Consider the following 14,681-nt stretch of genomic DNA (forward strand, 5'->3'; position numbering starts at 1 on the left):
CTTGCCGCGGGATGGAGCAGCCCGGTAGCTCGTCAGGCTCATAACCTGAAGGTCGCAGGTTCAAATCCTGCTCCCGCACCCAAGCTTACAAAGCCCCGTAGCCAAAAGCTCCGGGGCTTTCTGCTGTTTGCGCCGAAAACAAGTCGGCGATGATCTGCGGGCCTCATTGGTGACCGCCGTGCCGCTATCCGCATCAAACAGAACGGATCGAGCGAAAGAGTGTAAATCTATATGAAATCAATAACTTAATTAAAGTTCAAGCGTGGCCGTGGACGTCGTTTGGCGCTAACAGGGCGGCTCATTCGACCTGTCGGGGGCGATGAAGCGCAATGGTGGCGCGGGGCGGCGAAAGCCGGTTCGCAAGCTGGGCTCCTCCATGTGCCCAGCGCAATGCTGCATGGTCGTACTGGATCGCTCTCCGATTTTCCTGTCGAACGGGAGAGCCGAGACGTGTTGCAACTGTTGAACTCCTTCAAGCGCGTGGCGCTGCGCATGGCGCGGATCCTGGCGCCTCTGGCCTTGATGGGGGCGGCCGGCGTTGCGGCGGCGGCGGATCTTCAGGTTTCCGACTACACCTGGTCGCCCGATCCCGTAGCGAACGGCGCGCAGACTAGCTTCACCATACGCGTGACGAACAATGGGCCGGGTTCGGTCGACGACGCTGTCGTGACCGTCGTGGTCCCCGCGCACTTCGTGGTGTGGCCGGGCGATCTGCCGTCCTATTGCGGCCTGACGGGTGCTGTCGGGAGCCAGACGCTGACGTGCGCCTTGCCGACTCTGGCGGCTGGGGATTTCAGCTTCGGCTTTGCCGCTGACGCGGTGGCGACGGGATCGCGCACGTCCACGGCGACGATCGCCAGCGACACCAATGTCGACAGCAACCCGCTCAACGACACGCTCGTGGTCTCGCCAGCGGTTCAGGCGGGGGCGGATCTCTCTGTCCTCAAGGACGACGGGGAGCCGGACGGCTCTATCCCCGGCGGCGGAATCCTGACCTACACCCTCAACGTCACGAACAGCGGCCCGGACGCCACCGGCGCCATTCGGCTGATCGACAACCTGCCGGCGGCCAGCGATTTCGAATTCATGTCCGCTAGCGGCAGCCACTGGACCTGCGGCCACTCCGCCGGAATCGTGACGTGCGACTACACCGGACCGGCGACCATGGGGGCGTTGCCGCCGGTGAAGGTGACGGGGCGGGTGCTGGCGAGCGGCGGCACAATCACCAACAACGCCTTCGTCGAGCTGACCAGCCCGACGGTTTTGGACCCGGCGCCGAACGACAACACTGCGCCTCCGGTCATCACGACGATTGAACCGGGCGCGGACCTCGTTGCGCAAAAGTCCATGGCGTCGACCATTATCCGGGGCGACAGCACGACCATCACCTTAGGCGTGCGAAACCTGGGACCGTTGACGATGACCGGTGCGCTGATCGTCGATGAGATCGCGCCGGAGTTCGGGATCGGCTCGCTTCCCGCCGGCTGTTCGGCCGTGGGGCAGACGGTCACCTGCGTCGCGGGCGGCCTGTCTGTCGGCCAGGGCCAGAATTTCCAGATTCCCGTGACCGCGATCGCCGCGACGTCGGGCTCGGTCGTCAATTCGGTCAAGGTGACGCCGCCAGCCGGGGTGACGGATCCTGTGGGCGGCAACGACACGGCCAGCGCCGACTATCGCATCGCCGAGCCGAGCTCGGATCTGAGCATCGCCAAGACCAAGGGGCCGAACCCTGTGGCCGCCGGCGAGATCATGACCAGCGCCATCAGCGTCCGCAACAACGGGCCGTCTGTCCTTAACTATAGTCCCGCCAACCCGCTCCGGATCACCGACACGGTAACGGCGGATGAGACCTATGTGTCAGCGGATGCGCCTTGGGTCTGCTCGCAGACCGGTCTTGAGATCGTCTGTGAACTGGCGGGGCCGGGATCTCTGGCGGTGGGGGCGGACGCCGCTCTGTCGCTGAAGACGAGGGCGGGCAGCGGCATCGACCTGGACCTATCTAACCGCGCTTGCACGGGCGCGACGGGAGGCTCGACGGCCACGCCCTCAGACCCCAATGTCGATAATGACTGCGCCACGGCGGGTTCGCGCTCGACGCCGAACGCCGCTGACCTGTCGATCGTCAAGGAGGTCGGCCTCAGTCCTACAGGCCCGTGGTCACAGACGCCGGACCTGCCGGTCGCCGTCACGGACAACGCCTTCTATATTCGCTTCACGGTCAGCAACCTGGGCGGCGATGTCGCGCGCACCGTGGTCGTCACCGACGACCTGCCGAACTTCATCAATGGCGGCGGCTTTATCACGGGCTTCGGCGTGGCTTCGGCGTCGCTGGGCGCGCCCGCCTATACGGCCTCGAACGGCCGTATCAGTTGGACCGTGACCGACCTGGCCGCTGGCGGGAGCGAAAGCGCCGTGGTGCGCATCGGTCGACCGGTTGAAAGCGGCCGCTTCGACAACGTCGCCCGCGTGACGTCGCCGGACACGACTGAGCTCAATCTGGCGAACAACCAGTCGACGGCCGCCTATGACATCGCGCCGATCACGGACATCACCCTGAACGCCAAGACCATCGCGCCCAACCCGGCGCAGGTGGGCGTGGTGGCGACCTACACCATCAGCGTCCGCGGCCTGGGGCCGAACCCGGCCGCGAGCGTGGTGGTCAAGGACGTCATCGATCCGGCGCGGTTTGAACTGATCGGGCCGCCGACCACGACCAAGAGCGGGGCCACGTGCGTCAAGACCGATGCGAACGGCGAGATCACCTGTGACATGGGGACGATCAACCGCGGCCAGACCTATCAGATCAGGCAGGAGGTCCGGGCCCGCTTCCCCTTCGGCGGCGCTACCTCCGGCTTCCCGATCAGTCACGTCAACACGGCGACGGTGACGACGACCACGACGGAATCGAACACGAGCAACAACAGCGTGGAACTGCCTCACGACGTGTCCGCTCCGATTATGGATCTGGCCATCACCAAGCAGGAGCCGAGCGCCGCCTTTGATCCGATGCCTTTCGGCTCGGAGCTGGTCTATGACCTGCGCGCCTCCAACTTCGGCCCCTCGCGCGCGGGCAATATCGTCATTACGGACATTCCCGCGCCGCCGGCCGGCTACACGATGAGCCTGTCGCGGTTCGAGGTGAACCCTGTGGGCGCCAACAGCGGCCTGACCCTTTACACGCCCCCGGCTCCGGCCTGCGTGACGGTCGGCGCCAACATCGAATGCCGCCTGCACGGGACCGATCCGGCGTTGAACTATCTGGACGAGCGTCGCCAGGTCGTTTTCCGCCTGCATATGGCGGTGACGGGTCCGGCGCCGACCGGGCCCATGACCTTCTCCAACAGCGCCGAGATCGTGTCGCTGGAGCAGGACAATACGACGGTGAGCCAGGCCGACCGCGAGCTGGCCAACAATACGGCGGTTCAGACGACGACGGTCCTGCCTGCGACGGACCTTGAGGTCGTCAGCAAGACCCGCGTCACGGATTCCCCGGTTCAGATCAACCAGCCGGTCGAGTATCGCATCGTGGTGCGCAACAACGGCGTCTCGCCGACGACCCAGGTGCGCGTCACCGACCAATTGCCCAGCGGCTGGACCCGTGTGGGAGGCGAGACCGTCATGACCAGCGGTTCGGCGGCCGTTTCGGCGATGAATTGCTCGGGCACGAGCACCGTCCTGTGCGTGCTGGACGGCCTGTTCCCCGGCAACGGCGACGTCGTGACCCTGACTGTGTTCGCTAAGGCGGCCTATCCCTACGCCGGCGCGCTGGATACGGACCTGACCAATACGGCTCGCATCGCTCCTGGGCGGGACGGCGATGGCGTGGAGATCAGCCGCGACACCGATCCCAACAACAACTCCAAGACCGAGACGACCCGTGTCGCCCAGTCCTCGATCGCGGGCGTGGTTTATCGCGACGACAATCTGAACGATGTGGTCGACAGCGGCGAAGGCATGGGCGGAGTCCGCCTGACGCTGACCGGGACCGATGCCTTCGGCAACGCCGTCACGGCGCGCGCCACGGATACGAACGCGACGGGCGCCTTCGTCTTCGATCGCCTGCCTGAAGGCGTCTACCAGATCGTGGAGACCCAGCCCGCCGGCGTGTTCGACCGCAATGAGACCGTCGGCTCGGCGGGGGGCGTGGTGAACAACGCCGCCTACGGCAGCACGCCGGCGACCAACGTCATCGCGGACATTAACCTGCCCGCCGTCACACAGGCGACGGGATATCTGTTCCAGGAGATCGGCGCTGCGCGCGTGTCGGGCTACGTCTATCGCGACGTGAACAATAACGGTCTGCGCGACGCGGGCGAGGCGGGTTTCGCGCCCGGCGACTTCGCCTCGACGCCCCATATCCGTCTGACGGGCGCTGACTATGCGGGCGGGGCGGTGAATCTGACCGCGTCGGTCGACGCCGACGGTCATTACGTCTTCAACTCCGTGCCGCCTTCGGGTGCGGCGGAGTACACGATCACGCAGCTGATCCAGCCCAATGGCGCGTCTGACGGTCTGGACGCCAACGGCGGGAACGCCGTGATCCCCGGCTCCAGCGGCCGTACGGCGCCGGAAGGCTTCGACATCGGCCTGGTGGCGCCGGGCTCGAATCTGACCGGGCGCAACTTCGGCGAATTGCCGACCTCGACGCTGGGCGGCATGGTCTTCCTCGACCCGGACGCCGACGCCACGCGCGCGACGACGGAAACGACCGGCCTGGCCGGAGCGATCGTCCGACTGAGCGGGACTAACGACCTGGGGCAGGCGGTGGATTGCTCCATCACCACCACGGCCACGGGCCTGTACCGCTTCCCGAACGCAGCGGACGCCTCGCCGATTTGCCAGGTGCTGCGTCCCGGCGACTATCAGCTGGCGATCACGCCCGCGCCGGGTCTGACCCATACGGGCGCCTATGTCGGCGCCCTGGGCGGGACGTCGAACGGAGTGGCGGGACCGAATGCGGCCTCGCCCGGCCTGACGGCCGTCGGCATCAGCGACATCGTCGTGTTCGCCGGTTCGACCGCCTCCAACTATGACTTCGGCGGCACGGGCCAGGGGCTGAGCGGCTATGTCTATATCGATCGCGACGCCAGCGGCGTCCGCGATGCGGGCGAGGCCGGGATTCCGGGCGTGACCATGACTCTGTCGGGCGCGACGGCGAACGGTCAGAACGTCTGCGATCTGGCTGACTGCACGGCCGTCACCGATGCGACGGGCGGCTTTATCTTCCTAGGCGTTCCGGGGTCGGACGCGACCGGCTACACCCTGACCGAGCAGGCCCAGAACACGCCGCCCCTGTCGAACTTCTTCGATGGTCAGGAAGGCGTGGGCAGTGTCGGCGGCGAGGTCGGAAACGACGTCATCCGCGGCATCGTCCTGCCGACCGGCGGCCTAGGGGCCAACTACGCCTTCGGCGAACTGCCGGGCTCGCTGGCCGGCGGCGTCTTCATCGACGCCAATGACGACGGCGCGCGCCAACCCGGCGAGACCGCCGTGTCGGGCGTGACCGTCACCCTGTCGGGCGTGACGGCGGACGGTCAGGACATCTGCGCCTGGCGCGCGGCGCTCGACCCGACCCAGACCTGCGTCGTCGTTACAGACGCGGGCGGCGCCTATCGGTTCGATGATCTGCCGAAGGGAACCTACGCCCTGACGGAAAGCCAGCCGACCCAGTTCGCCGACGGCCGTGAAGGCGTGGGCAGCGTCGGCGGCGTGGCGCCCAATACGGTGTTCGACGCCTCTGCGGCGGCCAACGCCATCACCGCCATCTCCCTGGAGGCTGGCCAGAAGGGCGTGGACTATGTCTTCGGCGAACGCGCTGTGGTGATCACCGGCACGGTCTACAAGGATCCGCAGCGTGACGGCGTGAACGGCGGCGGCGAGCCTCCGATTCCCGGCGTGACGATCGAACTGGTCAAGGACGGCGTGGTCATCGCCACGACGACGACCGGACCGGACGGAACCTACAGCTTCGTCGACCTGCCCGGCGGCGACTACACGGTCCGCGAGGTCCAGCCTGACGGCTACGGCTCCTCGACGCCCAATGAGGTGGCGGTGAATCTGACGCCGGGCGCCGCCCAGGTCGTGGACTTCGGCGAGACCGTCAGCAGCATCGCGGGCCATGTCTTCGTCGACGCCAATGACGACGGCGTGCGCCAGGCGGGCGAGGCCTCGATCGCGGGCGTGATCGTGACCCTGACGGGGACGGACGCGGCCGGTGAATCGGTCACGCGCACGGCGACGACGGGCGCGACGGGCGAGTGGCGCATCGACGACCTGCTAGCTGGAAACTACCAACTGACGGAGGCCCAGCCTGAAGGCTTCGCTGACGGTCGCGATAGCGCGGGCTCGGTCGGCGGTCTGGTCGAGGTCGACGGCGATCGTATCCACAACATCGTCCTTCCGACGGGCGTGGACGCGACCGACTACGCCTTCGGCGAGCGGGGGCAGGGGTTGAACGGCACGGTCTATGTGGACGTGAACCTGGACGGCTCCAACGGGCCTGGGGACCGTCCTCTGGAAGGCGTGGTGGTCGAACTGCGCAAGCCTTCGGGCGAACTGGTGGCCACGACGACCACGGGCCCGGACGGCTCCTACAGCTTCGGCGACATTCGCGGCGGCGACTACGTCGTGGTCGAGATTCAGCCGGAAGGTTACGGCGAGGGACCGGAGAACCCCTCCAATCGCGTGCCTGTGACCATCCGCCCCGACCAGACGCCTCCGACCGTCGACTTCGGCGAGCGGACCGGTTCGCTGTCGGGTCTGACCTACAACGACACCAACAACAACGGCGTCCACGACGCGAACGAACCTGTAATCGGCGGCGTCACCCTGACGCTGACGGGAACGGATGCGCGCGGCGAAAGCGTCACCCGCACAGTCGTCTCGGGGCCCGATGGAGCCTATCGCTTCACCGATCTGCCGGGCGGCGCCTATACGGTCACGGAGACCCAGCCGGATGGCTATGACGACGGTCTCGACACGCCCGGCACGTCCGGCGGTCTGTCGGACGGCGGCGACGTCATCTCCGGCATCGTCCTGGCTCCCGCAGCCGAGGCGACCGGCTATCTGTTCGGCGAGCGCGGCGCGGATGCGGCCATCTCCGGCTCGGTCTGGATGGACGCCGACCATGACCGCGCACGCGGCGGCGGCGAGGCCCCTCAGTCCGACTGGACCGTGGAGCTATTCCTGAATGACGTGCTGATGGTCACGGTCCGTACCGGCGCCGACGGCGGCTACGCCTTCACCGGCGTGGCGCCGGGTTCGGGCTATGCGGTTCGCTTCCGCCATCCGCAGAACAATGCGGCCTACGGCGGCGCACGTCCGAACGAGACCGGCGCGACCTTCGTCGACGGCGTCGTCTCGGCCTCGAACGCGGGCGGCGCCACGCTGAAGGACCGTGAACTGACGGGCGTTACTCTGCAGCCCGGCGCCACCGTCCCGCAGCAGTCCTTGCCGCTGGATCCCTGGGGCGTCGTCTATGACGCTGTCCGCCGGACCCCGGTGCAGGGCGCGGTGGTCGAGATCAACGGTCCCGCCGGCTTCGATCCGGCCCATCATCTGCTGGGCGGCTCGGGCTCCGCGCGCCAGACCGTCGACGTCCTCGGGTTGTATTACTTCCAACTGCTTAATGCGGCTCCGGCAGGCGTCTACACCCTGTCTGTGACGCCGCCCAATGGCAGCTACAACCCGATCCAGCCGTCCAGCATCCTGCCGCCATGCGTCGGGCCGCTGACGGTCCATGCGACGCCGGACCCCATGCTGGTCTCGACCAGCAACGGGCCGCCGCCGGCGGGCACAGTTGAGAACTGCGCCACCGGCACGATGACGACCGGCTATGTCCTGTCGCTGAACCTGACGCCGGGCGTCTCGGCCAATGTCGTCAACAACAACATTCCTCTGGACCCGATCCTGGAGGGGGCGATCGAAGTCACCAAGACGACCCCGATGGTCAACGTCGTGCGCGGCGGTCTGGTCCCTTACGTCATCACGGCCCGCAATACGCTGGCCGGGACGGTGCCGGGCGTGACTTTGACGGATCGCACGCCGGCCGGCTTCCGCTATCGCGAGGGCAGCGCCCGCATCGACGGCGCGGCGGTTGAGCCGATCCAGAACGGCCGCCTGCTGACCTGGAACGACCTGACCTTCGCGGCGGGCGAGACCAAGCGTCTGGAGCTAATCCTGGTGGTCGGTTCGGGCGTGGTCGAGGGCGAGCACACCAACGTCGCCTTTGCGGTGAACCCGATCGTCGATCAGGTCATCTCCAACCTGGCCGAGGCCACGGTGCGGATGATTCCTGATCCGGACTTCGACTGCACCGACATTCTGGGCAAGGTCTTCGACGACCGGAACGGCAATGGCGTTCAGGACGACGGCGAACCGGGTCTGCCGGGGGTGCGTCTGGCGACCGCGCGCGGTCTGCTGATCACCACGGACGCCGAGGGCCGGTATCACATCACCTGCCCGATGATCCCGAACGAGGACCGCGGCTCCAACTTCATCGTGAAGCTGGACGACCGGACCCTGCCGACGGGCTACCGCGTCACCTCGGGCAACCCGGAAACGGTGCGCCTGACGCGCGGCAAGTTCGCCCGCCTGAACTTCGGAGCCGGCCTGCACCGCGTGGTCCGTCTGGACCTCAACGGCGAGGCCTTCGACGGCGAGACCCTGCGTCCGGAGTTCGCGCAGCAGTTCGAGGGCCTGATCGCGACCCTGGCCGAGCGTCCCTCGGTCCTACGTCTGGCCTATGCCTCGCAAGGTGAAAGCGCGGACCTGATCAAGGACCGCGTGGCCCAGGTCCGTCGTCGCCTCCAGGACCGCTGGAACGACGAGCGCGGCCGCTACCGACTGGTCGTCGAAGAGGAGACCGTCGTCCTGTCCACCCCTCGTGAGGGAGGCGTGCAATGATCGGCGCGTCGAACAAGCTGCTGACCGCCCTGCTGATGGGCGAATCAGCCATCGCCCTCGCGACGGGTGTTCAAGCCCAGGACGCCGCCGCCAATGACCGTCAGGTCTATTGCGGACGCGACACCGACCGCCCCTGCGGCCCGGTGGCGGACGATGCGGCGCTGGAGCGTCGCGGCGTCGGCTCCAACCTGGAAGCGGCGGATCGCGGGGCGGCCGGGCCGTTCCGCGTCAGCATCGACGGGGAAGGGGAGGGCGGCGACGATCTGCGCGCCGATCGCCAGCGCCGTCAGGACATGGCCCTGGCTGAAGCAGACGTGCGGGTTCAGGCCACGGCCTTTGACGTGCGTCCGGTCCTAAGCATCGTCGCCGACCAGCCGGTGATCCGCGCCGGCGACGCCGTGCGCTTCTTCACCCTCAGCAACTATGCGGCCTATATCGACCGTGCCGAGGTTCGCATCTTCCGCGCTGATCAGAGCGTCGAGGCCACGCCTCTGACCGTCATTCCGGCGCGTCTAGGCGAGCCGGTGCTGTGGACGACCGAGCGGGATCAGCCGGGCGAGCATCGCTATCGCTATGTGTTGCGCGTCTATGACGCCGAAGGACGCTACGACCAGACTTCGGCCCTGACGCTGGACGTGACCCATGCGGTTAATGTCGCCAAGCCGGACATACATGCAGGGCCTCTGTTTGAGAACATGCGCGTCGTCGACGCCATCTCGGTCAAGGGCGCCGCCGTCACTATCAGCGGCGAGGTCGAGGACGTTGCAACCCGCGTCACCGCCTTCGGGACCGTGGTTCCGGTCGACCGCACGGGCCGCTTCATGGTCCAGCAGATCGTCCCTGCCGACACCGCCGCCGTCGCCGTTCAGGTGGCGCGTCCCGGTCAGGCCCCGGTCGATCTGGTGCGCGAGATCGTCCTGCCGCGCACCGACCGCTTCTTCGTCGGCATCGCCGACATCACGGCGGGCAGCCGCAGCTTCGACGCCGCCAAGCATGAACTGCTGGGCGATGCGGGCGATCACCGCAACGACTTCGTCGACGGCCGTCTGGCCTTCTACTTCAAGGGCGTGGTGAAGAACGGCTGGCGCCTGACGGCCTCGGCCGACACCGGCGAGCAGCCGCTGAAGAGCCTGTTCGACGGCTTCCTGGAAAAAGACCCGCGCTCGCTGCTGCGCCGCATCGACCCGGAGATGCACTATCCGGTCTATGGCGACGACTCGGTCACGGTCGAGGACGCCCCGACCTATGGCCGCTTCTATGTGCGGGCCGAGAATGAGAACACCGACGCCATGTGGGGCGTGTTCCAGAGTCGTCTGGGCGGTAATGAGCTGATCCGTCACCAGCGGACCCTCTACGGCGCCAATTTGGACTGGCGCAGCGATGCGGTGACCGCGACCGGCGAGCGTCGCACCGAGGTCACCGCCTTCGCCGCCGACCCCGGCACAGTGGCCAGCCGTGAGGACTTCGCCTCGACCGGGGGTTCGGTCTACTTCTTCCGCAACCGCGACATCGCGCCGGGCTCGGAGCGGGTCTTCCTGGAAGTTCGCGACAAGGATTCCGGCCTGGTGCTGGAGCGTCAGGAACTGATCGCCGCCCGCGACTATGAGGTGAACTACCTTCAGGGCCGGGTCGTCATGCGCAACCCGCCGCCGATGACGGCGGATGCGAATAGCTTCGTGTCCCAGTCGTCGCTGGCTGGGAACCCGGTCTGGGTGGTGGCCACTTATGAGTACTCGCCGGGCCTGACCCGTCCTGAGGCCTTCACCACGGGCGGCCGGGCGCAGCACTGGCTGAACGATCGTCTTCGCGTGGCGGGCAGCGCCTATCACCAGGGCGAGGATCAGGCGTCGCAGGATCTGTTCGGCGCCGACCTGCTGTACCAGCACGCGCCCAACAGCTTCGTGAAGCTGGAGTTCGCCCAGGCCGACGGGCCCGGCGACGGCGCCTTCCTGTCGTCCACCGGCGGCTATGACTTCACCAAGGTCCAGACCGAGGCGGACAAGGCCAACGCCGTCAGCCTGACCTTCGCCGGTCAGCTGGACGAACTGGGACTGGAGCGCGACGGGCGCTTCGGCGGCTACTGGAAGACGCGCGAGGCCGGCTTCTCGGCCCCCGGCGAGCTGACCTTTGGCGAGACCTTGGATCAGTACGGCGGCGTCTTCGACATGGCGCTCAGCGACACGGTTCGCCTTCAGGCCAAGGGCGACGTCACCGATGGCCGCCTGACCGAGCGCCACGCGGTCGAGGTCGGCCTGCGTCGCGAAACGGCGGCGGGCTGGTTCGGCTCGATCGGCGTCCGTTCGGACAAGCAGCAGGGCCAGCGCACGCCCTACAGCCCGCTGTACGTGCCGCCGCCTAGCGAGGGCACGCGGACCGACGCGGCCGTCTCGGTCGGCTACCGCCACACGCCGAACCCTGAGACCCCGAACGTCGAACAGCGCGACGCCCCCTGGGCCGTCTGGACCTTTGCCCAGGCGACGCTGGACCACGACGGTGGCCGGGAATCGAACGACCGCTTCGGCCTCGGCGGCGAATATCAGGTCCACGACCGGCTCAGGTTCAAGGGCGAGGTCTCGGACGGCGACATGGACTTCGGCGCCGATGTGCGGGCCGACTTCGCCATGACGGATCGCGGCAGCCTCTATCTGGGCTACGCCCTGGCCGGCGAGAACCCCGACGCCATGACCGGCGGGCGTCTGGGCCGCCTGACCGGCGGCGCGCGTCAGCAGATGGGCGAGAAGACCAACGTCTTCGCCGAGCAGCGCTATGACCACGGGGACGGCCCGACCGGCTGGACCCAGGCCTATGGCGTGGACTTCAGCCCCATCGAGGCCTGGACCTTCGGCGCGCGCTACGAGACCGGCTCTCTGGCGGACGCCCTGGGTCAGGAGATCGACCGCATGGCCATCGGCGCCACTGCCGACTATGGCAGCGACCGCCTGCGCTGGGCCTCGGCGCTGGAGTACCGCAAGGACGAGGGCGACACGGTCGGCGAGCGCACCACGGTCGCCACCCGCAACCAGGTCACTTACAAGGCCACGCCGTCGCTGCGCCTGTTCGCCAAGGCCAACATCTCCCTGTCCAACTCTGATCAGGCGATGGCGATGAACGCCGACTACTATGAGCTGGCGCTGGCCGGGGCCTATCGCCCGGTCGACAACGACCGGCTGAACCTGCTGACCAAGTACACCTATCTGGCCGACCTGCCGTCGCCGGCTCAGGTGGACGCCCTGGGTCAGTCGCTGGACTACGCCCAGCGCAGCCACATCGCCGCGATCGACGGCACCTATCAGGTCACGCCGCGTCTGGCGGTCGGGGTCAAGGTCGCCTGGCGTCTGGGCGAACTGCGCGCCTCGCGTGATGAAAGCGCGCCCTGGTTCGACAGCGAGGCGGTCTTCTGGGCCGTGCGCGCCGACTATCAGATCGTCCGCCGCTGGGACGTCCTGGTCGAGGTGCGCGAGCTGTCGATCAAGGAGGCTCACGACAGCCGTCTGGGCGCTTTGGTCGGGGTCTATCGCCATTTCGGCGATCACGTGAAGCTGGGCCTAGGCTACAACTTCACCGACTATTCCGATGATCTGGGCGACCTCAGCTATGACGAACGCGGTTGGTTCGTAAACCTGATCGGCAAGTTCTGAGGCGATAGGGTCGCCCGGAGCGGAAGCGCAGGCTTCCGTTCCGGGGGCGTTGTCAGAAGCGGAAGGCCGCCTTGACCCAGAACTTGTCGCCCTGGGGACGATTTTCGGCGTGGAACTCGTGCTGCCACTGGGCGGTGACGGGGACGTTGCCGACGACGTAGCGGACCAGGGGGCCGAGGGCGAAGGCTTCGCCGCGCACGCCGTCGGGGCCGATGCGGGCGCCGCCGATCTTGTCGTCGGTGGTCTGGCGGTAATAGTAGCCGGTCAGGCCCAGCGTCAGCTTGCCGGTGGTGTAGGCCACCGCCGCGTCGGTGTGCAGGCTTTGGCCCGACCTGTAGTCGGTGTCGTCATTGGTGGTGTTGAAGTCGTACATCACCTTGGCCGAGGCTTCCCACCCGCCGCCGGGCTGGGCGTAGGTGGCGGCGAAGACCGGCTCGAACGTCCAGTAGTTACGGCCGATGTTGGCCAGATCGCCTGCCTTGTAGTCGCCGGTGGGGATGAAGGTGTCGACCGTGGCGACCAGGTTCCAGTCGCCCTTCTTCCAGCCCAGCACCAGGGGGCTGACGATGATGTCGCCTAGGCCGAAATTACTCTGGCTCTGACCGCCCGCCTTCACGTCCAGATTGACGACAGGGATCAGGGCGTGGGCGGCGACCGTGGCGCCCAGGAAGGTCTTGTCGCTGACGTGGACCACGCGGGCGATGTTGGCGAAGGCGTTGAGCGAGAAGTCTGGGACAAGGTTGTCGCCGTCGCCGTCGTTCAGGCGGTCGGCGGTGTAATAGTTGGTGTAGGTCAGCAGATAGGTTCCCGGCGGCGGCAGTTGCGCCACGCCCAGGGATTCTGCGCCATCGGCGTAGGCCGTGCCTCGGGTCTCACCTGCCTGGGCGGCGCCTGCGATCCCGATGGCCAGGCCTGCGGCCATCACGGGGGTGGTGATTTTCAGTGTCTTCATTGTCGTTCCCTCCCTTGGATATTCTCGGGCGCAGGCCGCCTACCGGCGCAAATGCGCCGGTAGGAAACCCGCTCGGTTTTGGGTTGAGCCGCGCCCCCTCAGACGCGGCGTTTCGGCGTCAGATCTTGCGGAACAGGGGCGAGCGCGCCGTCGCCTCGGCGTCGCCCGCCGTCAGGAACCGTTCCATGAAGATGTCCCGCTCGAACAGGCGGCCCTTCATCAGGGCGGTGACGCCCGCCTCAATCATCGGCGGCGGCCCGCACAGGTAGGCCTGACAGCCGCTGAACCGTCCTTCGAACAGCCGTTCGGCCGCTTCATGGACGTATCCCACCTCGCCGTCCCAGACGTCGTCGGCCTCGAGCTGGGAGACGGCGGGGACATAGCGGAAGTTGTCGTGCTCGGCCTCCAGCCGACGGAACAGGTCGCCGAAATGCAGGTCGCACGGGCGCCGTCCGCCGTGCAGCAGGGTGATCGGCTCGGAATAGCCCTGTTCCAGCAGGTCCAGGATCATGCCCTTGGGACTGGACAGGCCCGAGCCGCCCGCCAGGAAGATCAGCGGCTTCTCGGCCGAGCGGCGGACGTAGAAGCGGCCCATCGGCCCGGTGAACGCCAGCCGGTCGCCGGTCTTCAGTTCGTCGTGCAGCCAGGCGGTGCCGGCGCCGCCGGGCACGCGGCGGACGTGCAGTTCGATTAGGTTCGGCTCGGCCGGGCTGCTGGCGATGGAGAAGGCGCGGGCGCCCTCTATGCCCGGCAGGCGCAGGTTGACGTACTGGCCCGCCTGAAAGTCGATCCCCGCGCCGTCCAGACGCAGCCACAGGGCCATGATGTCCGGCGTGATCATCTCGCGACGCTCGACCAGGCCGACATAGTCGTCGACGGTGATGCGTCGGGCGTCTTCGTCCTCATCGACGTCGGCCTCGATGACCGTGTCGCTCAGCAGCATGGCGCTGCAGGCCAGGGTCTTGCCGTCGTCACGCTCGAAATCCATCAGGGCGAAGGGGGAGGCTCCGCCGTGATCGACTTCGCCTTCCAGCACCTCGACCTTGCAGGTGCCGCACAGGCCGTGGCCGCAGGCGTGGGGCAGCCAGACGCCGGCCCGAAGGCAGGCGTCCAGCAGGGTCTGACCGGGCGCGACCTCAACGGTCTCGCCGATCGGTTCGATGGTCAGGGTCGGCATCGGCGTATCC

At 67.4% G+C, this 14,681-nt stretch carries 4 protein-coding genes and 1 tRNA gene; 3 read left to right on the forward strand and 2 right to left on the reverse strand.

All coding sequences use genetic code 11. The features are described from left to right. Positions 1-5: 5 nt before the first annotated feature. From BJP32_RS12620 to BJP32_RS12630, 3 genes are all read left to right on the forward strand, one after another. A tRNA-Met gene (locus BJP32_RS12620) sits at positions 6-82 on the forward strand. A gap of 368 nt (positions 83-450) precedes the next feature. Continuing rightward, on the forward strand, positions 451-8,904 hold the full coding sequence (locus tag BJP32_RS12625; RefSeq protein ID WP_158043313.1) for an SdrD B-like domain-containing protein: 8,454 nt from the start codon (positions 451-453) through the stop codon (positions 8,902-8,904). Further along, positions 8,901-12,542 (forward strand): hypothetical protein, encoded by a 3,642-nt coding sequence (locus BJP32_RS12630; RefSeq protein ID WP_076224390.1) that lies wholly within the window; start codon positions 8,901-8,903, stop codon positions 12,540-12,542. The genes BJP32_RS12625 and BJP32_RS12630 overlap by 4 nt, the downstream gene beginning before the upstream one ends. A 52-nt stretch (positions 12,543-12,594) precedes the next feature. Here the strand turns inward: BJP32_RS12630 and BJP32_RS12635 are convergent, their stop codons facing one another. Then, positions 12,595-13,494, reverse strand: coding sequence for a transporter (locus BJP32_RS12635; protein ID WP_083673994.1), 900 nt, complete (start codon positions 13,492-13,494; stop codon positions 12,595-12,597). Between the two features lie 118 nt (positions 13,495-13,612). After that, on the reverse strand, positions 13,613-14,671 hold the full coding sequence (locus tag BJP32_RS12640; RefSeq protein WP_046654375.1) for an NADH:ubiquinone reductase (Na(+)-transporting) subunit F: 1,059 nt from the start codon (positions 14,669-14,671) through the stop codon (positions 13,613-13,615). Positions 14,672-14,681: the final 10 nt, after the last annotated feature.

The organism is Brevundimonas sp. ZS04 (assembly GCF_001956865.1).
GTDB lineage: Bacteria > Pseudomonadota > Alphaproteobacteria > Caulobacterales > Caulobacteraceae > Brevundimonas > Brevundimonas diminuta.

Excerpts from the sequence above, each read along its gene's own strand:
- BJP32_RS12640 (WP_046654375.1), bottom strand. The coding sequence starts at position 14,671 with ATGCCGACCCTGACCATCGAACCGATCGGCGAGACCGTTGAGGTCGCG.
- BJP32_RS12635 (WP_083673994.1), bottom strand. The coding sequence starts at position 13,494 with ATGAAGACACTGAAAATCACCACCCCCGTGATGGCCGCAGGCCTGGCC.
- BJP32_RS12630 (WP_076224390.1), top strand. The coding sequence starts at position 8,901 with ATGATCGGCGCGTCGAACAAGCTGCTGACCGCCCTGCTGATGGGCGAA.